This window comes from Comamonas sp. Z3 (assembly GCF_008121565.1).
GTDB lineage: Bacteria > Pseudomonadota > Gammaproteobacteria > Burkholderiales > Burkholderiaceae_C > Comamonas > Comamonas brasiliensis.
Genome location: NZ_VOQU01000005.1, coordinates 265,530 through 289,271, shown reverse-complemented (window position 1 = coordinate 289,271; position 23,742 = coordinate 265,530). Strand labels below are relative to the sequence as shown.

Sequence of the window (23,742 nt, the reverse complement as noted above, 5' to 3'; positions counted from 1 at the left end):
ACTGAAAGCGCCCTCTTCTCTGATTACATGGAGGCTGTCACTAATTGAATGAATGTTTTTTGATGGTGATAAATTAATCATGTAAGTTACATTAAAATCATTCTATGCAAGAAGAAAGCACTCAGGATCAGCAGTCTCCAGATCCATCCGCCCTGCCAACCGGTAGCCAGCTGTTTCGCGACTGGCTCGAGCATGAGGGCAGCAAGAGCTGGGATGCGCTGGACACCTCTCCAGACGGCAACTACGAAAAGGTCTGGCAGGCCTGGTTGATGCATCTGTCCGGACACGCTGCTCTCGGCGATAAAAAGCGCCCTACCAGCAGACCGCGATCTTCAAAGTCCTGGCATCAGGCAAGCGAGCTGGATGTGCAGAGCTTCCTGCAGATACGCGACGGACAACGCGCCCACCACCACCCCGAGCGCAAGATCAGTCCGGTCACCCGCCGCCGCTACTGGCGGCTGCTGGAGCGTATCTATGAGCATGCGATGGAACATGGCTGGATCGGCGCCAACCCTGCAACGGGTATCGAGCCGGCCGAACGCCCTCCATCCGAGGACGGCAAGGGCCATTGTCTGCCTCCCCTGCTCTGGCAATCGCTGCCAAGACATTTTCCCAGCGCAGACGGTTATCAGGACGCACGCGACCGTGCCATAGTGCTGCTGCTCTACGAGATGGCTCTGGCCCCCGAGGAGGTGCGCTGCCTGCTATGGAAGAACCTGCTTTCAAGTGCCGATCAGGTCTGGGTGGGCAGCTCGGAAAGCATTGCGAACGGAGAATCGCCTCTGCCCCGCTACCTGCAGATAGAAGGTGGCAGAAATGCTCAGCAACGGCTGCTTGAGCTGCCCGACTCCGTGGCCCAGGCGCTGCAACGCTGGAGAAGATTCAGCGCCGCACAGCGCGGGCCGTCCGTGATTGACGGCAGCCATATCGTCTTCTACTCGCGCCGTGGCGGCGAGTTGTCGGTACGCATGCTGTTCCATGTGGCCTCGCAGATCATCCAGCGCGCCCATCAGGCCCAGCCCGAGGACAGCCAGAAATTTCCGCTGCAGCGCGTGGGGCCGCAGGTACTGCGCAACACAGCCATCGTGCAATGGCTGCGCGCCGGCGTGCCCGAATCGGAAGTGATTGCCAGGATCGGTGTGGACAGCACTCGTTCCCTGCGCCATCTGCAGCACTATTTATAGCTGTAGCATCCGGCCCGGACCCAGGCCGGATGCGGCTTGGCTCACCAAGAGCCGGATCAGAAGTCCATTCTCAGACCGACCACCAGATTGCGACCTGTCAACGGGGCAGCACTCTTGATGAACGAGGTTGCCGCATAGGCCAGACGGTTGGTCAGGTTCTGGCCCTTGACATAGAACTGCCACTGGTTGCCGCCGCTCTTCCAGAGGTAGCTGGCGCCCAGGTTCAGCATGCCGTAGCCCGGCGTCTGGGTTTCATACTGGGCCGTACGGTTCTGGCGCAGCACCTGGGTCCATTCAGCCATGGTGTCCCAGCCGGCCAGACGCGCATTCACACGCAGGCCCGCGCGCAAGGCCGGGATGCGTGGCAGCGCCGAGCCGTCTTCCAGACGCGCACGCACGCCATCGCCAAACACGCTCAGGCTCAACTCGCGACTCAGGCGCTGGCTCAGCTGGGCCTCCCAACCCGTAAAGCGCGCATTGCCCTGGGTGTATTGCAGCAGTTGCAGCCCTTCGTGGGCATCCAGCGTGGCGCCGTAGATATAGCCATTGATGCGGTAGTGATACGCATTGAGCTTCCAGGTCGTATCACCGGTCGTCTTGGCCAGGCCCAGGTCCAGTGCCTGCGAGCGCTCGCGCGACAGATTGGGATTGCCGATCTCGTAGGTTGCCGTGGCCATGTGCAGACCGTTGGCAAACAGCTCTTCCGCCGTGGGCATGCGGCTGCCGCTGGTGAACGAAGCCGATGCGCTGTAGCCGGGCTGGAACTTCCAGACCGTGCCCAGCGATGCCGAAGTGGCGCTGTGGCTGCGCCGCTCGTTGCTCAGCTCGGCCTCCACACGTTGGCGGTCGTGGCGCAAGGCTCCCTGAAAGCTCCAATCCTGCCAACGGTATTCCTCCAGCAGATAGAGGCTGTGACGCTGGGTATCCGTGGGCTGCACATAGGCCTCCTCGCCGGTAGCGCTGAAGCGGCGCTTGAGGGTTTGCAGACCCAGCGTGCCACGCCAGCCGGAGATGGGCTCATGCTCCATCTCCAGGCGCAGGTCATGGGCCTTGTTTCTGAACTGGGTGGCAACGCTGCCGTCCTCGATCTCGTCATGGCGGTAATTGGTCAGGCCGCCACGCAAACGCAGTGCGGCGATGCCAGCTGCGGGCTTGCGCCATTCGCCGCGCAGATCCCAGCGCTCGCTGGTCAGATCGACCACGGGCACGCTGCCACTTTCCTCATGACCATGATCATGGTCGTGCCCGTCATGGGAGCCGCAATGCAGATGATCGCCATGTGCGTGGCAGCCTTCGAAGCTGTGCTGATGCCCGGGCAAGCCGTACTTGGCCTGCTGGCGCGTATAGGCCAGGCCCAGGTAGCCTTGATTGCCTACCCAGGACAGGCCCACGCTGCCCGTGTTGCCACGGCTGAAGCTGCCCGGAACCTTGCTCTGGCCCCAGCCGCTGCCCACGCGATAGTCTCCCGCGTTGCGCGCCACGCCTTCCGCATGCAGCACCAACTGGCCGTTATCGTTCTTCAGCGGTGTGGCCGTGGTCAGCGAGAACGCACCTGCCGACATGCCTGCAGCCGTGCCGGCCTGCACCTCGGCCGAACCTTCCAGGCCCTTCTCGGGCGCCTGGGTCGGAATCTTGCCATCCAGCACATTCACCACGCCACCCATGGCGCCAGGACTGTAAAGCAAGGCCGAAGGGCCGCGTAGCACTTCGATCTGCCTGGCCAGCAAAGGCTCGGTGGTCACCGCATGGTCAGGGCTGACGGTCGATGCATCGAGCAACTCCGAACCATCGCTGAGCACAGAGACCCGCGCGCCATCCATGCCGCGAATCACGGGCCGGCTGGCTCCTGCGCCGAAATGGCTGGCATTGATGCCGGGCTCGGCCGCCAGGGTCTCGCCCAGGGTTGCAGCGCGGCGCAGACGCAGTTCCTCTTCGCCGAGCACCTGGACGGGCGTGGCCATATCGCCGGCGGCCATGCCGGTCGCCGACACGGTCACCTCTGCCAGGCTGGACTCCTGCTTGGCCGCCTCGGACTGCGCAAAGACCAGGGGTGAGCAGGCCAGCAGGCCCAGGCCCGTACCCAGGGCCAGTCCGCGCCCTGCCGGCTGCAGCGCCTCTATGGCGCGGGCCAGAGCCGACTTGGGGGAGCGGCGCAAGGAATGGGCGGAAGAATTCGAAAAACGTTGATACATCTCAGTTCCACAAACAACCGTGCGTACGCAGACCATCAAAGATGGTACGCACGAAAATTCAATAAAAATAGACTGAATCGCTTATGAATAAAGCGCTTACAGCTATCAATTCTGAAGTTTCTGGTGTAGGAGGCAAACCATGCCGCAGCATGGCTCCTACCTAGGCCAGGAAGCTGAGAGACAGAGGGGGCGCGCGGGCAGCCAATGGCGCTGCAATAAAGACGGCTCTGGGCGCGGGAGCAAAAGGCCGGGGAATGAAACTGTCAGGTGGCGGCGCACTGAAAGCGAGCACGGCCACAGGCCCGGCATAGCCATGATTGGCCTGGTCGAGCAGTTGGCATTCTGCCGGTCCGTGACCGGCAAACAGCGCATGCACCCAGGAAAGGTCCGAGGCGCAGTTGCTGCGGTCGGCCGGACAATCTCCGATCGCTTCGGCCGAAGCTGCCGATAGCGCGGGGGCCGCATGGCTGTGCACCGCATGGACCTTGCCACCGGGCGCGCTGCCCAGGTGAACGGTACGGTGCATCTGGCCCAGTGTCGGCCCCAGCACCATGGCCAGGGCCAGCAGGCCCATCAGCCAGCGCATCACCCAGATTTCGCGCAGACACAGGCGACCGTCAGCAGGGGCTGAGCGGCGGGGTCGGGGCAGATGGGAGTGGAGTGACACGTTATGGGCTCAATCGATCTCGGACGGTGCGAAAGCGGCCAAGGGTTGCAAAGTGTATCTGCACTCCGGGCCATGCGCTGAAAGCCAGGTTTAATCCTTGAGCCAGCGTGAGAACGCTTTCTGGAATTTCTGCACCTTGGGGCCGACCACGAAAGCGCAGTACCCCTGGCCAGGGTGCTGCAGAAAATAGTCCTGGTGGTAGTCTTCGGCGGGCCAATAGTTGGTCAGGGGCTCGATCTGGGTGACTATCGGCGCATCAAATGCTTTTTCGTTCTGCATTTCCTGCAGCAATGCCTGTGCCTCGGCCGTTTGCTGCGCATCGGTGGTGAAGATTGCGCTGCGGTACTGCGTGCCCACGTCGTTGCCCTGGCGGTTCAGAGTGGTCGGATCATGAGTGCCGAAGAAGATCAGCAGCACATCGCGCAAGCTGATGAGCGCGGGGTCGAAGTCAAGCTTCACCACCTCGGCATGGCCGGTCTGTCCGGTGCAGATATCGTCGTAGCTGGGATGATCCAGGTGACCATTGGCATAGCCGCTCTCCACATCGACTATTCCGCGCACACGGTCGAAGACGGCTTCGGTGCACCAGAAGCAACCTCCGCCCAGATAAATGGTTTCCGCTGCCATCACCGGCTCCTTGTTTTTAAAGACGCGTCAAGCGTAGCTCAAATCAACTACCCATTTTCACCAATGACAGCGATTGCGGCCCCGCTATGCTGCGGAGCGCCCACTACACTGCTTGCTGCTTTGCAATACAAGCCATGTCTGGCGCACCTACCATGTGGCGCATAGAACAGAAAAACCTGCCTCAGAGGGATACAAACCATGAAGCGTTCCGGCCGCTGGGCCTTGAGTCTGGCCCTCATCGGCTTGCTGGTCGTCATAGGCTGGCGCGCAGTCGTCAATCTGCAGCATAAAAAACAGGCCACGAACCATGCTGCGGTTCCGCAGGAGCTGCCTATACAGCTGACTGCCCAGGAGGTTCTGACGGTCCAGCCCCTTCAGCTTGCTTTGAGCGTTCCGCTCAACGGTGCGGTTCAGGCGGTGAACTCGGCCGTGGTCAAGGCCTATGTCGCGGGCGAGCTGCGCGGCCTGACAGTGCGCGAAGGCGATAGCGTCCGCAAGGGCGAGCAACTGGCGCGCGTCGACGCCACGGAGGCCGAGGCACGCTGGCGCCAGGCCCAGCAGCAGGCCGACGCTTCCAGAGCCCAGCTGGCAATTGCCCAGCGCAACCAGGACAACAATGCGACCCTGGTGCAAAAAGGCTTTATCTCCACCACGGCGCTGCTGACCTCTCAGGCCAACCTAGATTCGGCCCGCGCCAATCTGGCCGCCGCCCAGGCTGCCGCCGACGCGGCCCGCAAGTCCGTCACCGACGCCGTCATCACCAGCCCCATGAGCGGACAAATCGCCCAACGCTTTGTCCAGAACGGCGAGCGTGTCGGTGTGGAAGCGCGCATCGTCGAAGTCGTCGATCCGGCCAAGCTGGAAATCATGGCCCAGTTGGCCCCTGCCGATTCGGTGCAGGTCCAGGTCGGCCAGATGGCCGAGCTGCAAGTGCCCGGTGCTCCCCAGGACATGAAGGCCATCAGCGCCAAGGTGGTGCGCATCAATCCCAGCGCCCAGACCGGCTCGCGCACGGTGGCGGCCTATCTGGCGGTACAAGAGGACGAGGCTACCAAAAATAATAGCAGTCAGCGTTCACCCCATTTGCGTCCCGGCCTGTTTCTGCAGGGAAGCATACTGACCGGCAAGGACAGCCAGCTAGCCGTGCCTCTGGCCGCCGTGCGCACCGACAAGCCCCTGCCCTATGTACAGGTGCTGCAAGCCGGCAAGCTGGCCGTGACTGCAGTCGCACCGGAGCCGGCCCAGCAGATGGCCGGCCGCACAGAGCTTCGCGTGGTCCACAAGACCGTGGAACTGGGGCGCCAGTCCGCCCATGAAGGTGCTACCTGGGTGCAGGTCCTCAAGGGCCTGGATGCGGGCGACCGGATACTGGCCGGCAGCACCGGCGGTCTGCGTGAAGGCACGCTGGTCGAAGCGTCGAGCCCAGCTTCGGTTGCTGTCCCCGGCGCCAAGGGGGCGGATGCAGATCGTCCCGGGAGCCCATAAATGTGGTTCACGCGCATCAGCCTGAAAAACCCGGTGCTGGCCACCATGCTCATGCTGGCCTTTGTGGTGCTGGGCGTTTTTTCCTACCAGCGGCTCAAGGTCGACCAGTTTCCGAACATCGAATTCCCCGTGGTGGTAGTCACGGTCGAGTATCCAGGAGCCTCGCCCGAGATCGTGGAGAGCGAGGTCACCAAAAAGATCGAAGAAGCCGTCAACTCGGTCGCGGGCATCAATGCCCTGACCTCGCGCAGCTACGAAGGCACCAGCGTCGTCATCATCGAATTCCAGCTGCATATAGACGGCCGCCGCGCTGCCGACGATGTGCGCGAGAAGGTCGCCTCGGTACGCCCCACTCTGCGTGATGAGGTCAAGGAACCGCGTGTCATCCGTTTCGACCCGGCCAGCACGGCAGTGTGGTCGCTGGCCGTGCTGCCAGACCCCCATGCCCTGCACGGCGAGACCGCCCCCGATGGCCAGAGCGTAACGCCGCCCGATGCGATTGCGCTGACCAGCTGGGCTGACCAGGTGCTGAAAAAGCGGCTGGAGAACGTGCGCGGCGTGGGCGCCGTGAACTTGGTGGGAGCCACCAAACGCGAGATCAATGTCTATCTGGACCCACGGGCGCTCGAGGCCTACGCCATCACCCCCGAACAGGTTGCCCAGGCGGTACGTGCCGAGAACCAGGATCTGCCTGTGGGGGCGATCCGCTCCAAGGCTCAGGAACGCGTGGTGCAGATCGATGCCCGCATCCAGCGCCCCGAGGAATTCGCCCGCATCATCGTGGCCTACCGCAACGGCGCTCCGATCCGCGTCGGCCAGTTAGCCCGCGTGCAAGACGATGCGCAGGAGCTGCAGACCCTGGCACTCTACAACGGCAGCCGTACCCTGCTGATGTCCGTACAAAAGGCCCAGGACGAGAACACCATCGAGGTGGTCGACGGCCTGAATGCAGCGATCAAGGCCATCGCCCCCGAACTGCCGCCGGGCGTGCGCCTGCAGGCAATTGCCGACAACTCGCGCGCCATCCGCGTGGGCGTGGACAACGTGCGCCAGACGCTGATCGAGGGTGCCTTGCTCACGGTGCTCATCGTGTTCCTGTTCCTGAACTCCTGGCGTTCCACGGTGATCACGGGGCTGACACTGCCCATCGCGCTGATCGGCACCTTCCTCTTCATGTACTGGTTCGGCTTTTCCATCAATATGGTCACGCTGATGGCGCTCTCGCTGTGCGTGGGCCTGCTGATCGACGATGCCATCGTGGTGCGAGAGAACATCGTGCGCCATGTGCAGATGGGCAAGAACGCCTATCAGGCCGCCATGGAAGGCACGCAGGAGATCGGGCTGGCCGTGCTCGCCACCACGCTTTCCATCGTCGCCGTATTTCTGCCCATAGGCTTTATGGGCGGCATCATCGGGCAGTTCTTCCATGAGTTCGGCATCACCATCGTGGCGGCCGTGCTGATCTCCATGTTCGTCAGCTTCACGCTGGACCCCATGCTTTCCAGTGTCTGGCATGACCCGGCGATCCACGCCCACGGAGAACATGGCAGCAAAAGCCTGTACGACCGCACGCTGGGGCGCGTGACGGCCTGGGTGGAGCGCATGAGCGATCGGCTCTCGGACTTCTACCAGGGCATACTGCGCTGGTCGCTGGCCCACAAGCTGCTCACCCTGGCGCTGGCATTCATTATTTTCATAGCAAGCATCGCTCTTGTACCCTTGCTTGGCACCGAGTTTGTGCCCAAGGCGGATTTTTCGGAAACTTCGATCAGCTTCAACACCCCCGAAGGCTCCTCGATCGAGGCCACCGAAGCCAAGGCCAGGCAGGTGACGGACATATTGCGCGCCTTGCCCGAGGTGCGCTACACACTGACCACCATCAACACCGGCAATGCCAACGGCAAGAACTACGCCAATATCTATGTGCGACTGGTTGACCGTCATCAGCGCCGCCGCAATGTGGACGAGATCTCGGCCTATCTGCGCCCCAGGTTGCAGGCGATTGCAGGCATCAAGCTCACCCATGTGGGCCTGCGCGAGGCCGTGGGCGGGCAAAAGCAGGTCGAGTTCTCGCTCATGGGCCCAGATCTTGACGAACTGGCCCGCCTGAGCCAGATCGTGCAGGAGCGCATCGACGATATTCCGGGGCTGGTTGATCTGGACTCCAGCCTCAAGCCCAACAAGCCCATGGTCAATATCGAGGTCCATCGCGATGCCGCGGCCGATCTGGGCCTGTCGATAGGCAATATGGCCGGCGCGCTGCGCACCTGGGTGGCCGGCCAGACCGTGGGCAACTGGCGCGCCAGCGATGACCAGACCTATGACGTGAATGTGCGGCTCGAGCCCGAGGCGCGCACCACGCCACAGGACCTGGAGCGCCTGCCGTTTGCACTGGCGACCGGAGATGGCAGCATGCGCATCGTGCGCCTCAACCAGGTTGCCAGCGTGGTGGACAGCACCGGCCCCAGCCAGATCAACCGCCGCAATCTCAACCGCGAGGTCGCCATCAACGCCAATGTCTATCTGCGCAGCACGGGCGAGGTCACGGCCGATATCAAGCAGGCGCTGGCCACCATTCCCATGCCGCCCGGCTACAGCTACCAGTTCAGCGGCGCGGCCAAGAACATGGCCGAATCCTTTGGCTACGCGATTTCCGCGCTGATGCTGGCCATCATCTTCATCTACATGATTCTGGCCAGCCAGTTCAAGAGCTTTCTCCAGCCCCTGGCACTCATGACCTCGCTGCCCCTGACACTTATAGGCGTGGTGCTGGCCCTGATGATGTTTGGCTCGGCCCTGTCCATGTTCTCCATCATCGGCGTGGTCATGCTCATGGGCCTGGTGACCAAGAACGCCATTTTGCTGGTGGACTTTGCCATCCGAGCCCGCGAACCCCGTACCAACGAGGCCAGCGGCCAGACCGAGCCAGGCCTGCCGCGCAATGAAGCCCTGCTGCTGGCGGCCCGCGTGCGCCTGCGCCCGATCCTGATGACCACGCTGGCCATGATCTTCGGCATGGTGCCGCTGGCCTTTGCGGTCACCGAAGGCTCCGAGCAACGCGCGCCCATGGGTCAGGCCGTGATCGGCGGCGTCATCACCTCCTCGCTGCTGACCCTGGTCGTGGTGCCTGTGGTGTACTGCTATCTCGATGATTTTGCCAACTGGATGCGCCGTAAATGGTCTGGCGCCCCCTCAAAAAGCGCTGAGCCGCCGCACGAAGCCTCCGAGGCTCGTAGAATCGATGGTTTGTCCTGATAAGTCTTTCCCCGGAGATACCATGGCCCTGCCAATGAATGCCCAAGTGGACCCGCGCGATGTGCACGCGCAGGCTCGTTTCAACATGATCGAACAGCAAATCCGCCCCTGGAATGTGCTGGACGAATCCGTGCTGGAGCTGATGGGCAAGGTCCACCGTGAAGACTATGTGTCGCCCGAGTACGCGAACATGGCCTATATGGACATTGAAGTCCCCCTGAAGGGCACTGCCGAAGAAGCTGCCGCCAAAGGCTGGCACATGCTGGCACCCAAGATCGAAGCGCGCATGCTGCAAGACGTGAAGATCAAGCCCACCGACCGCGTTCTCGAGATCGGCACCGGATCCGGCTACATGGCAGCCCTGCTGGCCGCCCAGGCCAAGGAAGTCGTGACGCTGGAGATCGATCCCGAGTTGGCCGAAATGGCCCGTGAGAATCTGCTCAGCGCCGGCGTCAAGAATGTCGAAGTCAAGCTGGCCAACGGTGCCACAGCTTCCCTGGCGCAGGGCGCGTTTGACGTGATCGTGCTCAGCGGCTCGGTGGCACAGGTTCCCGATGCCCTTTACGCCCAGCTCAACGAAGGTGGCCGCATTGCCGCCATCGTCGGTCACATGCCCGTGATGCGCTTCACGCTGGTGACCAAGAACGGCAGCAATTTCGAAGTCCAGCAACCCTGGGATACCGCTGCCACGCGCCTCGTGGGTTTTGAAGAGCCTTCGCGCTTCTCGTTCTAAACGCTTGTTGCGTTCGCCCTGCTTCCTGCACCCTGACCCATCGGTGCATCCGGCAGGGCCTGTCTTTCAGTGTCAGGGCCGGCCCGCAGATTCGACGGCCGGCCACCAGGAGTTTTTATGTTGACCCAGGTCTTGCCCGCCCAATTCCAGCAATGGCTGGCCTCTCATGCCGCGAATGGCATCAAGCCTGTGGTGCTGGATGTGCGCGAGCCCTGGGAAGTCACCCTGGCCAGCATCCAGCCCGGTGAAGGCTTCGAGCTGCGCTGCATTCCCATGCACGATATCCCCGGCCGTCTGCAGGAGCTGAACCCCGACCACCCTGTCGCCTGCCTGTGCCACCATGGCGCGCGCAGCATGAGCGTGGCCGCTTTTTTGGTCAACAACGGCTTTGAGGACGTCAGCAACATCACCGGCGGCATTGATGCCTGGTCGCTCAGCGCAGACCCCAGCGTCCCCCGTTACTGAGACCGTCCGACATCCCCGCCTCCTGCCTGTTGAGTTCCCCGTTGTGATCGAGACCGCCCAAACCTGACATCTATGACCAAGCTGCCCAGGCCTCTGCAAGCCCCCTCCGCCCACGCTCTGCGTGCCATTTCCTTGGGAGTTTTGCTGGCATGGGCCGGCGCTCAGACACAGGCGCAGACCTTGTCAGAGCTGGTGGCCCAGGCACGCGGCTATGACGCTTCATGGCAGGCCCAGCAAGCCGATGCGAGAGCGGCTGCCAGCCGTGCCGATCAGGCCCTGTCCGGGCTGCTGCCCAACGTGGGGCTGTCAGCGGGTGCCAACCGCACCCATGTGGACATCCATACCTCCGTGCCCATACCCGGCATGGCCAGCAGCTTCAACAACACACAGCAGAACGTGCAGCTCAGCGCCCAGCAGCCGCTGTACCGTCCTGCCAACAAGATTGCCTACGAGCAGGGGCAGCGCGGCGTGGATGTGGCCCAGGCTCAGCTGGATGCGGCTGCGCAGAACCTGATCGTGCGTGTGTCCCAGGCTTATTTCGATGTGCTGGCGGCCCAGGACAGCGTGCAGGTGGCCCAGTCGCAAAAGCAGGCCATCAGCACCCAGCTCGAGATGGCCAAGCGCAATTTCGAAGTTGGCACGGCCACCATCACCGATTCACGCGAAGCCCAGTCACGCTTCGATCTGGTCACGGCCCAGGAAATCGCTGCGCAAAATGACCTGCAGGTCAAGCGCGTAGCCCTGGATCAGCTCGTGGGCCGCGTCGGCATTCAGCCCGCACCGCTGGCTGCGCCGCTGACCCTGCCCAGGGTGGAGCCCGACAATATGCAAGACTGGGTGGACAAGGCACTGGCCGCCCAGCCCCAGTTGCGTCAGGCCCAGCTGGCCCTGGACATCGCCAGGCTGGACACGCAGAAGGCCGAGGCCGGCCACAAGCCCACCGTGGACCTGCAGGCCGGTTATGTGGTCAACCGTTATCCCAACGGCTCCATGACTCCATCCATTCCCCTGAGCTATCGCACCAACGCAGCCCAGATCGGCGTGGTCATGAACATGCCGCTGTTTGCGGGCTTTGCGGTGCAGAACCGCATCCGGGAAACCGTGGCGCTGGAGGAAAAAGCCCGCGCCCAGCTCGACGATGCCCGCCGCAGCGTGGAGCAGGCTACGCGCACGGCCTTCCTCGGCGTGCAGTCCGGCCAGGCTCAGGTCAAGGCGCTGGAAGCAGCTCTCGCCTCCAGCCAGAGTGCGCTGGAAGCCAACAAGATGGGTTATGAGGTTGGCGTGCGTATCAATATCGATGTGCTCAATGCCCAGAGTCAGGTCTACCAGACCGAGCGCGACCTGGCCAATGCGCGCTATCAGGTGCTGCTTGGCCAGCTCAAGTTGCGCCAGGCCGCGGGAGTGCTTACTGACGATGATCTGCGCATGATCGACGCACTGACGCGCACGCCCAGTATTGCCCCGGCTGCCGCAGCCAGGCCGGCGGTCACCAGCGGCATGGCTGCTGCAAAGCCTGCAGCCAGAACGCTCAAGCGCTAAGAACGGTCGAGAAACAGGCTTCCAGGGTTTAACGTCTTATCGACGCCAAACCCTTACCAATAGGGCACCATATGCTCCTGATCAAGGAGCATCCATCAACGCTTGAATCGCCTCGGCCGTGGCAGCGGCCGCACCGCGATTGCCCAGCACCATCTGGCGGCAGCTTTGTACGGCAGCCTGCAGACGATCCGGCTTGGCCACCAGATCCAGGGCCTGGCACAAGCCCGCTCCCATAGTCTCCACGCCCAGGGCTGCTCCGGCATGCAGCGCCTGCTCGGAGGCCTGACTGAAATTGAAGGTATGCGGCCCGAGTATCACGGGACAATCACAGGCCAGCGCCTCGATCAGGTTCTGCCCACCCAGCGGGGCAAAACTCCCGCCCATCAGGGCTGCCGCTGCCAGGCCGTAATACAGGGGCATCTCGCCCAGCGAGTCTCCAAGCCAGATCGCGCCGGACTGCATGGGAGGCCTCTGCTCCCACTGGCTGCGCCGCGAAACAGCAAAGCCCGCCTTGCCCAGCAAGCTCTCCACCTCGTCAAAGCGCTGAGGGTGACGCGGAACGACCAGCCATTGCACCGCCGCTGCAGCATCGCCCAGGGCCTTGAGCGCATCGATGAACATCGCTTCCTCGCCCTCGCGGCTGCTGGCAAACAGCAGTACGGGGCGTGCCAGTTCTGCGCGCCATTGGCCTGCCCGGGCGATCTGGGCAGTATCGGGCTGCACGTCGAATTTGAGATTGCCCAGCACCGCATCCACGCTGGCGCCTACATTGCGCAGGCGCTTGGCATCGGCCTCGGTCTGCGCCCAGACGGCAGCCAGTGCGGCGTACGCGGGGCGAGACAGGGGCCTGACTCTCAAGGCACCCGCTTCGGATTTTTCGTTGAGGCGTGCATTGGCCAGGGCCAGAGGAATGTCCGTGTTGGCACAGGCCGCAATCAGATTCGGCCAGATCTCGGTTTCCATCAGCACGCCCACGGCAGGCCGGAACTGCGCGACAAAACGCCTGGTGGCACTCAGGGAGTCCCAGGGCAGCCAGACCTGCACATCGCCCGGGTGCAACAGCTTTGCGCCCTCCTCTCGCCCAGTCGCAGTGCTGTGCGTCAGCAGCAGACGCATCGCCGGCATGCGCTCGCGCAAGGCCTTGATCAGAATGGCAGCAGCCCGGGTCTCGCCCAGCGACACCGAATGAATCCACACCCAACGGCCGCGTCCATCGCGCCCCAGATCTGCTGGCTGGTAATGGCCGAAGCGTTCAGGCACGGCGACGCCGTATCCCGGTTCAGCCCGAGCTCTGCGACGCAGCTTGCGCCACAGCAGCGGCTGCACCGCCCAGGCCAGCGCACTGAACAGCGCACGGGCAAAGCTCATGGGAGCCGGTTTGGCCATGCTTGAGCGCTGCTTCGGTCAGTGCGCGGAAGCGCCTACCTGAGCGTCGGGCTTGACGCGCTTGAGCAAGGCCAGCATCTGCGCTTCTATGCGCTGCAAGGCTTGCTGTGTATGGCCTTCAAAGCGCAGCACCAGCACCGGCGTGGTGTTGCTGGCGCGGATCAGGCCGAAGCCGTCAGCCCAGTCCACGCGCAGGCCGTCAATGGTGCTGACCCGGGCAGGTTCAGCAAACTCCGTGGCAGCGAGCGCCTGCAGCTCGGCCGCCAGACGATGGGGCTCGCCTTCGGCACAAGCCACATTGAGCTCGGGCGTGGAGAAGCTGCTGGGCAGTGCGTTAAGCAGTGCGCTGGGGTCGGTTTCGCGACTGACGATTTCGAGCAGACGGCAGCCCGCATAAGTGCCATCGTCAAAGCCGTACCAGCGCTCCTTGAAGAAGATATGGCCGCTCATCTCGCCACCCAGCGGCGCGCCCAACTCCTTCATGCGAGCCTTGACCAACGAATGGCCGGTCTTGTACATCACGGCCTTGCCGCCGGCCGCTTCGATCTCGGGTGCCAGACGCTGGGTGCACTTGACGTCGAACACGATGGAGCCGCCGGGCACGCGCGAAAGCACATCCTTGGCGAACAGCATCATCTGACGGTCGGGGAAGATGTTCTGGCCGTCCTTGGTCACAATGCCCAGGCGGTCGCCGTCACCGTCAAAAGCCAGACCCAGCTCGGCATCGCTGGTCTGCAGGGCATGGATCACATCGCGCAGGTTCTCGGGCTTGCTGGGGTCGGGATGATGATTGGGGAAGTTGCCGTCGACTTCAGAGAACAGCTCGATCACCTCGCAGCCCAGCTGACGGAAGATGGCGGGAGCCGATGCACCTGCCACGCCGTTGCCGCAGTCCACCACAATCTTCATGGGCCGCGCGAGCCTCACGTCGCCCACGATGCGGGCGGTGTAATCGGCCAGCACATCGGCCCGGCTGATCTGTCCGGCACCGGTAATCGTCCAGTCCTCCGTTTCCATGCGCACGCGCAGGGCCTGGATTTCATCGCCATAAATGGCGCGGCCTGCGAGCACCATCTTGAAGCCGTTGTAATCCTTGGGGTTGTGGCTGCCCGTCACCTGGATGCCGCTGGTGCACAAGGTGGCGGCGGCAAAGTAGAGCATGGGGGTGGTGGCCAGGCCGATGTCGATCACATTCACGCCCACCTCGGTCAGGCCCTGCATCAATGCGGCCGACAGCGCGGGACCCGACAGACGGCCATCACGCCCAACCGCCACGGTTTTTTCACCGGCGACCAGCGCTGCCATGCCGAATGCGCGGCCGATGCCACGGGCGACGTCTTCAGTCAGTGTCGACGGCACGATGCCGCGAATGTCATAGGCCTTGAAGATGGAGGATGCAACTTGCACGACAGCTCTTTCTCGAAGTTTTTCAATTCCATGGCGCCAGGCAGCGGGCTGCGCAGCGTGATCGGGCGATTTTAGGCTGCAAACAGCAAGGCCTGCGCCTTGATGGTCGCAGGCCTTGAACTCTGGATTCGCCGAAATCCCGGTACGCCGTCCAGCCGACGCTGGCCACGGGAATGAAGCTCTGCAACAACCGTTGCGGAAGTTACAGCCGCTGTTGCACCTGGGTCAGGGCCGCCGGATCTTCCATGGTGCTCAGGTCACCGGGATCACGACCTTCGGCCACGGCCTGCAGTGCCCGGCGCAGCAGCTTGCCGCTGCGCGTCTTCGGCAGAGCCGTCACGAAGATCACGCGCGACGGACGCGCAACCGCCCCCAGACGCGCATCGACCAGCTTCATCACATCGGCTTCCAGGGCCTTGCTGGAGGCCTCATCGGCCACCAAGGCGGCATCGCGCACCACGGCAAAGGCCAGCGCAGCCTGCCCCTTGAGATTGTCGGCAACGCCGACCACGGCTACTTCGGCAATCTGGGCATGGGCAGAGATGCACTCCTCGATCTCGCGCGTGCCCAGACGATGGCCTGCCACATTGATCACATCGTCGGTACGGCCGAGGATGAAGTAATAGCCATCCTCGTCGCGGATACCCCAGTCGAAGGTGCTGTAGATCAGGCGGCCCGGAATGCTCTTCCAGTAGGTGTTGACAAAGCGGTTGTCGTCACGCCAGACCGTCTGCATGCAACCGGGCGGCAGCGGACCTTCAATCGCCAGCACGCCCTTCTGGTTCGGCTGGATCAACTCCTCGCCGCTGGCGTCATCGATCAGCTTGACGTTGTAGCCATAGACCGCCCGGCCCGGACTGCCAAAGCGCGTGGCCTGTTTTTCCACGCCGTTGCACAGCGTCATGATGGGCCAGCCGGTCTCGGTCTGCCAGTAGTTGTCGATGATGGGCTTGTTGATGGCCTGGCTGATCCAGGTCGCCGTGGGCTCGTCAAGCGGCTCGCCGGCCAGCCACAGTGCCTTGAGGCTGGAGATGTCGTAGCGCTTGAGGTAATCGGCATCATGCTTTTTGAGCACGCGAATCGCCGTCGGCGCCGAGAACATGTGCGTGACCTTGTATTTCTCGACAATGCTCCACCAGATGCCGGCATCGGGGTTGACCGGCAGGCCCTCGTACATCACCGTGGCCATGCCTGCAATCAGCGGCGCATAGATGATGTAGCTATGACCCACGACCCAGCCGATATCGCTGGTGCAGAAGAAGGTCTGCCCCGCCTGGGCATCGAAGATATGCGGCATGCTGGCCGCCAGTGCCACGGTATAGCCGCCCGTATCGCGCTGCACCCCCTTGGGCTTGCCCGTGGTGCCGCTGGTGTAGAGGGTGTAGCTGGGATGGGCTGACTCCACCCAGACGCAATCCACCTGCGCATCCAGATTCCGGGCGCGCAAGGCCGACCAGTCATGATCGCGGCCGGCCTTCATGGGCATTTCAGCCAGTCCGCGGTTGACCATCAGCACGGCAGCGGGCTGGTGGCTGGACTGCCTGAGCGCTTCGTCCAGCAAAGGCTTGTAAGCCACGACGCGGCCGCCGCGCGAGCCTGCATCGGCGCTGATGATGACCTTGGGCTCGGCATCATCGATGCGCGACGCCAGTGCGCCCGAGGCAAAGCCGCCGAACACCACGGAGTGAATGGCGCCCAGGCGCACGCAGGCCAGCATCGCAAAACAGGCCTCGGCAACCATGGGCATATAGATCTGCACCCGGTCGCCTTTTTGTACGCCCAGCGACTGCAGCACGGCCGCCATGCGGTTGACTTCTGCATGCAGCTCGCGGTAGCTGTAGACCTTCTCGGTCTGGGTTTCGGAAGAAACGGCGATCAGCGCATTCTGATCGCCGCGCGCCGCCAGATGACGGTCGATGGCGTTATGGCAGAGATTGGTGGTGCCGCCCACAAACCATTTGGCAAATGGCGGCTGGCTGTAGTCACAGATCTGCTGGGGCTTCTGCTGCCAATCGACCAGACCGGCCTGCTCCGCCCAGAAGCCGTCGCGGTCATCAATGGAACGCTGATAAAAATCGTCGAAACGCGTGGTCATGAATATGTCTCCTTGACTCTCCGTCTTTTGCAGAGAGCTTTCTGAATTCATAATTATTCATAACGCGCTTGCCCAAAACTGACAGGGCTTGACAACTGCATCCATGCAGCTCAGTGCTAGTGGCTCAAACCATGAAGGCCGCCGCGGGGCCGGGCTCGGCTCAAGAGACCTTGACATCCTTGAATAGAGACCTGGCGCGCCAATGCATCGCCCAAAGAAAAAGCGCCCAAGGAAGGGCGCTTACTCCATTGACTGACTGCAGGCGATTACTTGACCAGAGCCAGCATCTCCTTGAAGGCGGGGTCTTCGCAGGTGCGCAGCCACTCGAACATCACCATCTCGGTGGTCACCAGCTCGGCGCCGGCACCCGCCAGACGGTCAAACGCAGCATCCCGGTTACGCTCGGTACGCGAGCTGCAGGCATCCGTCACCACCCACACATCGAACTCGTCTTCCAGCAGCTCCAGCGCTGTCTGCAACAGGCAGACATGGGTTTCGCAACCCGCAATCACCACCATATTGCGCTCGGGCGCCTGCTGCTGCGGCTTTTGCAGATGCTTGGGCAGGCTGCGCGCATTGCCGCCCTGCGGCTTGGCAGGAGGACGCAGCCATTCACCCAGCCCCTCAGGTACGGCGCTGAAATACATTTTCTCCAGCGTCTTCTGGCAAAGTGCCTTCAGCTCCGCATTGTTGGCGCCAAGGCGCGAAGGGTTCTGCTCCGTTCCCCAGACAGGCACCTCCAGCAACTGCGCCATCTTGGCCAGCTTGACGGCATTGGCCAGCGCTTGAGCGCCTTCATGGATGACGGGCATCAGCTTGTCCTGGTAGTCCACCAGAACCAGTTGCGACTCGGAAGCTTCTAACAACATGGCAAATCTTTCTTAAAACTGTGTCAAGCCTGCCGCCAAAAAAGCGCAGCGCTTGCGCAGGACCGGCGTGCAACGCGCCGAGCAAGCGCGCCGCATCGGCTGCAATCGATGGCGCTATTGTCGCTGCAAGCGCATTCCGGGGCAGAGAGTCCGTCAATGCAACGCCTTTTTTGTGTCAATACCATGAATTGGTGCATTCCCGACCCGCATTCACCAGAATGGGGAAATTACGTACTGTCATACGCTGCAAATTTGAGAGCAGCTCACGCAATAAGCTTATGCCCGCAGCTCACTTACTGTGCTGCATCAAAAACCAAGAGAAAAAATTGGAAATAGAGCCCCCATCCTACAAATGAACGTGTTACCCTCACGCCCCATGTCCCGATGGCTTATTGCACTTCTATTTGTCGGCGTTACCTCTGCGCACGCGGCGCCCAACGAGCAGCGTGACGACGACATGGCCCAGTTGCTGGTCAACCGCGGCCTCATCACCCAGTTGCGTGAAGCTCGCCACTCCGTGGCCGAGAAGACGACTGACTTCGTGCGTGAAGCACGTCAGAACGTGGCCGAGAAAACTTCCGATCTGGTGGTGACAGCCATGGGTTTCCTTGGCGTTCCCTATCGCCTGGGTGGCACCAACGCTGAGACTGGCTTCGACTGCAGCGGTTTCGTGCGTGCCATCTACTCCCAGACCATGGGCAAGGTTCTGCCTCGCGTCTCTGCCGAACAGGCCAACGCCACTCAGCAAATTGACCGCAACGACCTCAAGCCAGGCGATCTGGTGTTCTTCAACACCATGCGCCGCACATTCAGTCATGTGGGCATCTATGTGGGTGACGGCAAATTCATCCACGCACCTCGTACCGGCGCCAGCGTGCGTGTGGAAAGCATGCAAACCTCCTACTGGGCGCGTCGCTTCGACGGCGCCCGCCGTGTCGAAGGTGCCGATGCCTCGGCAACCACGGCGGCAGCCTACAGCGCCCTGGGCCCCCTGCAGCCCTGACACCCCATCAGGCGCCTGCAAGAAACGCCTGCTTTGTGCAGGCGTTTTTTCGTTTCTGGCCTTGGCAGCCCGCCTCACCCCTCCGCCTCCATGGAAGAAGCCTGCTCGCGCCGACATTCAGAATCGTCCGACAGAGTCGGGCTTTGGGCCCGCGTAGAGTGACTTTCGTCAAAGCACCAACAGGGAACAGACTATGTCCATCATCGGAACCATCATCATCGGTCTTATCGTCGGTTTGATTGCACGGGCCATCAAGCCCGGCAACGATAGCATGGGCTGGATCATGACGATTCTTCTCGGTATCGTGGGCTCGTTTGTAGCCACCTATCTGGGCTCGGCCATGGGCTGGTACCAGCCCGGGCAAACCGCAGGCTGGATTGCCTCGGTGGTTGGAGCAGTGATTCTTTTGTTTATTTATGGCATGGTGCGCGATAAGGCCAACTGAATCTGAATTCCGAACAAAAGGGGCCCCTGGGCCCCTTTTTCTATTTCCTGCATCTTCTTACCGTATATGTGGAAAAAAGACCCGAGTTTGAGAAATCTCAGCGCGACCAGAGCAGAGCGCAAAGACATTGCACAGGCTGCTGCACGGGCCCGCAAGCTGCTCAGAAAGCGTGCGCTCATCAGCGCTGCTGCCAGCACCATTCCGATACCGGGGCTGGACTGGGCTGCCGATGCTGCCCTGCTAGCGCAGCTCTATCCGCGCATCAACCAGGAATTCGGGTTGACACCCGAGCAGCTCGACCAGCTCACGCCAGGCAAGCGCGAGCAGGTGCAGAAAGCCGTCGCCATGGTCGGCTCCGTGCTGATCGGCAAGTTCATCACCCGCGATATGGTGCTGCGTCTTGGCAAAGCCATGGGACTGCGCATGAGCACCAGACAGGCCGCCAAATATGTGCCGCTACTGGGCCAGCTCGCAGCGGCATCGATAGGCTACGCCACGCTGCGCTATCTGGGAGAGCGCCATATTCAGGACTGCATGCGCGTGGTCGAAGAGGCCGAGCTGGACATTCCCGGCCGCTGGCTGGACACCCGCAACCTGCTGCAACGCAATAGCGATCTGGTACGCAGCTGGCAGCAGCAAGATCGCGGCCCCTGGCAACGCGGCCCTCATGACTAAGCCCGCCACTTCCTCACCGACAATCCAGCTATGAACGACAGCAGCACCCTGGCCCAGCGTTACTGGCTCATGAAGAACGAGCCTGACGAGTACTCCATCGACCACGCATTGGCAGCCCCCGGACAGACCATTGCCTGGAACGGCGTGCGCAACTACCAGGCCCGCAATTTCATGCGTGACGATATGCAGGTCGGCGACGGCGTTCTGTACTGGCACTCCAGTTGCGCCGAACCCGGCATCTACGGCCTAGCCCGCATTGCCGGCAATCTGCGCGTGGACCCCTCACAGTTTGATCCTGAGGATCCCTACTACGACCCCAAGTCCCCGGTCGACAAACCGCGCTGGCTGACGCTGGACGTGCAGGCACTGAAGAAAACCCGGCCGCTGCTGATGGCCGAGCTGCGCAGACAAGCTCCACTGCAGCAGATGCGTGTACTGCAAAAAGGCAATCGCCTCTCCATCACCCCGGTGACCGAGGCCGAATGGCATTGCATTCAGGCTCTGCTGCAAGAGCATTGAGGCAGCTCCTTTTAGGCAGCATGATTCACAGGCGCTTCTTCGGCCATATCAGCACCAGGCATCGTCACCAACGGCTTTCTCGAGTCCCCGGCCCAGTACGACGACTCGGCGGACTGAGGCACAATGCCGCTGCATTTTCGGAGGACGTGGCGTATTTCCCACAAAGCAATCTCGCTGCGCCCTCTAACATCCTTGAATCACAGTCTGATCAGAGGCTATGCCAAGGAGTTTGAGATTGCGCTGGAGCACCCCCTTCATGCTGGCCTGGCGCCGAGCCAAGACCACTTTGCCTTCAAGAGCCAGGCTGGCCCTGCGTGATGCACTTGCCGCAGCACTGGCCAGCATGCTGGCCTGGGTCATCGCCCAGCAGCTCTGGGGCCACCCCAAGCCGGCTTTCGCCGTGGTCACCGCCGTGATCTGCCTCGCACCCGGGCTGCCCAGCCATCTGAAGCAGGCACGCAGTCTGCTCATAGGCTGCACACTCGGCATCGTGATCGGCGATCTGCTGTGGCAGCTGCCCGAGCAGCACCTGTTGCTGCGCATGAGTCTGGGCGCATTCCTCTCCATCCTGCTGGGCGCCATCATCGGCCCCGCGCCCGTGGTGCCGATTCAAGCCGGGGTCTCGGTGATTCTGGTGCTGGTGCTCGGCCCCAGCATGGCGGGCGGAGCCCGTCTGCTGGACGTCATGGTCGGTGCTGCGGTCGGGCTTGTCTTCAGCCAGGTGCTGCTGACCTCCAATCCCATCAAGGATATGGGCCGGGCCGCCTCGATCTTTCTCAAGCAACTGGCCAATGGACTGGATTTGATTCTCAAGGCCTGCCAGCAGCAGAACGCCGATGCGGCAGAAACCGCCCTTGGCCAGCTATCACTGGCCCATGAATCGCTGGCCGCCCTGCGCGCCGCCGTAGGTCAGGCCCACTCCTCGCGACGCTGGTCATTGCGCGGACGGCTCAATGCCGAGCGACTGGCTTTTGTCACCCGCCGCTATGACCGCCATGCGGTGCGCGTTTACGCGACAGCCTTGCTGCTGGCCGAGAGTCTGAACCGAGCCACTGCACATACCGGCATGGCTCCTCCCACGGCAATATCCGACTACTGCCGCCGGCTGACGCATGCCTGCCTTGATCTGGCCAACCAGCCAACCGTGGTTGCCCTCAAGGCCGATGATCCTTTGGCGACCATGGATGACTGCCCTGCGCCCCCGGAACCTGAGCCAGTGCTGCAGCCCGAATGGCTGCTGGTGCATGAAAATGCCCGGCAGCTGGAGCGCGCTTTGCGCGCCTTGATAGGCTCGCGTGACGCATGAGAATTACATCAAAATACGCCAAATCGCTTACCCATAAAGCGATCTAAGCTCTCAAATAAGGAGCTTCAGAGAGCACGCTTGTATACCGTGCGCCCTTCCTTGATAGTCTCCAGCACCTGGAGGCTGGCAAGCTGATGCGGCGGCACGGTCAGCGGGTTGTCCGACAGTACGGCCAGGTCGGCCAGCTTGCCGACCTCGATGGACCCCTTGCGGTCGTCCTCGAAATGCTGGTAAGCCGACCAGATGGTCTGCGCCTTGAGCGCCACCCAGGGCGAGACGCGATGCTCGGGCCCCAGCACACGGCCCGAGCGCGTTGTGCGATTCACCGTGGCATCGAGCACACGCATCGACGATGGCAGGGCCACAGGCGCATCGTGATGAGACGTGAACACCATGCCCTCGCCCAGCACCCAGCCAGTCGGCGAGATGTTCTGCGCGCGCGGATCGCCGAGCACCGAATCATGGTGCCAGTCACCCCAGTAAAAGGTGTGCATGGGAAACAGTGACGGGAAGATACCCAGCTCCTTGAGCTGGCTCACCTGGTCGCGCCGCAGCGTCTGGCCGTGGATCAGCACCGGACGTACGGCACGCGCCTGCTCCACGGGGCCGCTGGCGCGCACGGCGGCGATGAACTGGTCGATAGCAGCATCGCCGTTGCCATGCACCAGAATCTGCCAGCCGTTGCGGATGGCCCTGGACACCTGCTCGTTGGCCCTGGCATCGCTGAGCACCCCATAGCCCCTATAGCCGGGCTGCTGGCCATCAGGCGGCACCAGATAGGGCTCGGTCAGCCATGCCGTCTTGCCCTGAGGCGAGCCGTCGAGCGTGAGCTTGACGCCGCCAATGCGGAAGCGATTGGTATAGCTGCGGCTGAACTTCAGGTTGTTGGCCAGCGCGCCGTCGCCCAGCTGCAGGATGTCGGGATAGGACACCACGTCGATGACCAGCCGGCGCGACTCGGCCGCCGCCATGGCCGAGGCAATGGCTCCCGCGTCGGAGCGCCCGTCCTGCACCGTGGTGTAGCCGAACTCCAGATAGAGCTGCTGGGCTTTTTCCAGCCAGTCCATGGACTGCTCCAGAGTGAGTTTGGGCATGATCCGGCCCAGGGTGTGAAAAAAGGCATTCTCCTCCAGCACCCCGTTGGGTACCGGGCTGCCGGCGCGGCGGCGGATCACGCCGCCCTCTGGATTGGGAGTGCCAGGGCCGATGCCGGCACGGGCCAGAGCCAAGGAGTTCAGTGCGCCGAAATGCCCGGACTGGTGAATCACGGCAATCGGCAGGTCTCGGGAGACGGCATCGAGATCGTCGCGTGTGGGATGACGCCGCTCCTGGAGCTGGGAATCGTCATAGCCAAAACCGAGCACGATGCCCAGCTGTTTGACCTCGGGCGAGGTCTGGATGTACTCGCGCAGCGTCTGCTGCAAATCGGCGATAGAGGCGTTGCCACCGTCGGGCGGAGGCAGCAGATTGGCCGAAATGGCCTGCAGCCCCACGCCGCCAATATGGCTGTGCGGGTCCACAAAGCCCGGAATCAGCGTGCGGCCCTGCAAGTCCAGCATACGCGTGCCAGGGCCGCGCAAGGACTCCAGCTCCTGCAGCGAGCCGACGGCGGTAATCACTCCGGCATTCACCGCCACGGCTTCCACCTGGGGCTGGGCATCGTTCATGGTGAGAATCGGGCCGCCGTAGAAGATCATCTCGGCGGGCCTGACCGCGGTCTTAGAACGGCGCGAAGCACAGCCCGCGAGCCAGGGCGTTGATGACAATGCCGTCAGCGAAGCTGCGGTGGCGAGAAACTGGCGCTTTTGCATCATGAACCTCCACAAGACTGCAGCGTAACCGCAGTTCGGACCCGAATCATGCGGGAGCTGCAAGTCATGCCCATGCGCC

19 protein-coding genes are annotated in these 23,742 nt (G+C 62.5%); 11 read left to right on the top strand and 8 right to left on the bottom strand.

Annotation, left to right across the window (positions count from 1 at the left end):
* Window positions 1-104 precede the first annotated feature (104 nt).
* Window positions 105-1,184, top strand: coding sequence for a site-specific integrase (locus FSY59_RS16575; protein ID WP_148729350.1), 1,080 nt, complete (start codon window positions 105-107; stop codon window positions 1,182-1,184).
* A gap of 56 nt (window positions 1,185-1,240) precedes the next feature.
* Here FSY59_RS16575 and FSY59_RS16570 read toward each other — a convergent pair whose 3' ends face one another.
* From FSY59_RS16570 to msrA, 3 genes are all read right to left on the bottom strand, one after another.
* Complete coding sequence (locus FSY59_RS16570) at window positions 1,241-3,376, bottom strand: TonB-dependent receptor domain-containing protein (RefSeq protein ID WP_043372822.1); 2,136 nt, start codon at window positions 3,374-3,376, stop codon at window positions 1,241-1,243.
* A gap of 160 nt (window positions 3,377-3,536) precedes the next feature.
* Window positions 3,537-4,043 carry a hypothetical protein gene (locus FSY59_RS16565; RefSeq protein ID WP_255439517.1) on the bottom strand — a complete coding sequence of 169 codons (507 nt, stop codon included), beginning with the start codon at window positions 4,041-4,043 and terminating at the stop codon, window positions 3,537-3,539.
* A 90-nt stretch (window positions 4,044-4,133) separates the two neighbouring features.
* On the bottom strand, window positions 4,134-4,670 hold the full coding sequence (gene msrA, locus FSY59_RS16560) for a peptide-methionine (S)-S-oxide reductase MsrA (RefSeq protein WP_019042373.1): 537 nt from the start codon (window positions 4,668-4,670) through the stop codon (window positions 4,134-4,136).
* Between the two features lie 198 nt (window positions 4,671-4,868).
* Between msrA and FSY59_RS16555 the strand changes: the two genes are divergently transcribed.
* The 5 genes from FSY59_RS16555 (at window position 4,869) to FSY59_RS16535 (ending at window position 12,147) form a co-directional block, all read left to right on the top strand.
* A complete protein-coding gene (locus FSY59_RS16555; RefSeq protein WP_148729349.1) occupies window positions 4,869-6,155 on the top strand; it encodes an efflux RND transporter periplasmic adaptor subunit in 1,287 nt (428 codons plus the stop codon).
* The gene (locus FSY59_RS16550) at window positions 6,156-9,410 is read left to right on the top strand and encodes an efflux RND transporter permease subunit (RefSeq protein WP_003055269.1); all 3,255 of its coding nucleotides are present in this window, start codon (window positions 6,156-6,158) and stop codon (window positions 9,408-9,410) included.
* Window positions 9,411-9,432: 22 nt separating this feature from the next.
* Entirely contained in the window at window positions 9,433-10,143 is a 711-nt protein-coding gene (locus FSY59_RS16545; RefSeq protein WP_003055272.1) for a protein-L-isoaspartate O-methyltransferase, read from the top strand.
* Window positions 10,144-10,260: 117 nt separating this feature from the next.
* Complete coding sequence (locus tag FSY59_RS16540) at window positions 10,261-10,608, top strand: rhodanese-like domain-containing protein (RefSeq protein WP_003055275.1); 348 nt, start codon at window positions 10,261-10,263, stop codon at window positions 10,606-10,608.
* A 72-nt stretch (window positions 10,609-10,680) separates the two neighbouring features.
* Complete coding sequence (locus FSY59_RS16535; RefSeq protein ID WP_043372811.1) at window positions 10,681-12,147, top strand: TolC family outer membrane protein; 1,467 nt, start codon at window positions 10,681-10,683, stop codon at window positions 12,145-12,147.
* Window positions 12,148-12,228: 81 nt separating this feature from the next.
* Here the strand turns inward: FSY59_RS16535 and FSY59_RS16530 are convergent, their stop codons facing one another.
* The 4 genes from FSY59_RS16530 to FSY59_RS16515 form a co-directional block, all read right to left on the bottom strand.
* A complete protein-coding gene (locus FSY59_RS16530; protein ID WP_148729348.1) occupies window positions 12,229-13,533 on the bottom strand; it encodes a 3-deoxy-D-manno-octulosonic acid transferase in 1,305 nt (434 codons plus the stop codon).
* Between the two features lie 18 nt (window positions 13,534-13,551).
* On the bottom strand, window positions 13,552-14,940 hold the full coding sequence (locus FSY59_RS16525; protein WP_003055283.1) for a phosphomannomutase/phosphoglucomutase: 1,389 nt from the start codon (window positions 14,938-14,940) through the stop codon (window positions 13,552-13,554).
* A 202-nt stretch (window positions 14,941-15,142) separates the two neighbouring features.
* A complete protein-coding gene (locus FSY59_RS16520; protein WP_003055285.1) occupies window positions 15,143-17,035 on the bottom strand; it encodes a propionate--CoA ligase in 1,893 nt (630 codons plus the stop codon).
* A 266-nt stretch (window positions 17,036-17,301) separates the two neighbouring features.
* Window positions 17,302-17,904, bottom strand: a complete 603-nt coding sequence (locus FSY59_RS16515; RefSeq protein WP_003055289.1) for an isochorismatase family protein — start codon at window positions 17,902-17,904, stop codon at window positions 17,302-17,304.
* Between the two features lie 457 nt (window positions 17,905-18,361).
* Here FSY59_RS16515 and FSY59_RS16510 point away from each other — a divergent pair, with 457 nt between their 5' ends.
* The 5 genes from FSY59_RS16510 to FSY59_RS16490 all read left to right on the top strand — a co-directional run bounded on the left by FSY59_RS16510 (window position 18,362) and on the right by FSY59_RS16490 (window position 21,852).
* On the top strand, window positions 18,362-18,907 hold the full coding sequence (locus tag FSY59_RS16510; RefSeq protein WP_019042375.1) for a C40 family peptidase: 546 nt from the start codon (window positions 18,362-18,364) through the stop codon (window positions 18,905-18,907).
* A gap of 193 nt (window positions 18,908-19,100) precedes the next feature.
* Window positions 19,101-19,352 carry a GlsB/YeaQ/YmgE family stress response membrane protein gene (locus FSY59_RS16505; protein ID WP_003055295.1) on the top strand — a complete coding sequence of 84 codons (252 nt, stop codon included), beginning with the start codon at window positions 19,101-19,103 and terminating at the stop codon, window positions 19,350-19,352.
* Between the two features lie 66 nt (window positions 19,353-19,418).
* Complete coding sequence (locus FSY59_RS16500) at window positions 19,419-20,027, top strand: hypothetical protein (RefSeq protein ID WP_003055298.1); 609 nt, start codon at window positions 19,419-19,421, stop codon at window positions 20,025-20,027.
* 30 nt (window positions 20,028-20,057) lie between these two features.
* Complete coding sequence (locus tag FSY59_RS16495) at window positions 20,058-20,546, top strand: EVE domain-containing protein (protein WP_148729346.1); 489 nt, start codon at window positions 20,058-20,060, stop codon at window positions 20,544-20,546.
* A 235-nt stretch (window positions 20,547-20,781) separates the two neighbouring features.
* Entirely contained in the window at window positions 20,782-21,852 is a 1,071-nt protein-coding gene (locus tag FSY59_RS16490) for an aromatic acid exporter family protein (protein ID WP_255439516.1), read from the top strand.
* A gap of 65 nt (window positions 21,853-21,917) precedes the next feature.
* On the opposite strand, the gene FSY59_RS16485 is transcribed toward FSY59_RS16490, so the two are convergent.
* Entirely contained in the window at window positions 21,918-23,663 is a 1,746-nt protein-coding gene (locus FSY59_RS16485) for an amidohydrolase (RefSeq protein ID WP_148729407.1), read from the bottom strand.
* Between the last annotated feature and the right edge of the window lie 79 nt (window positions 23,664-23,742).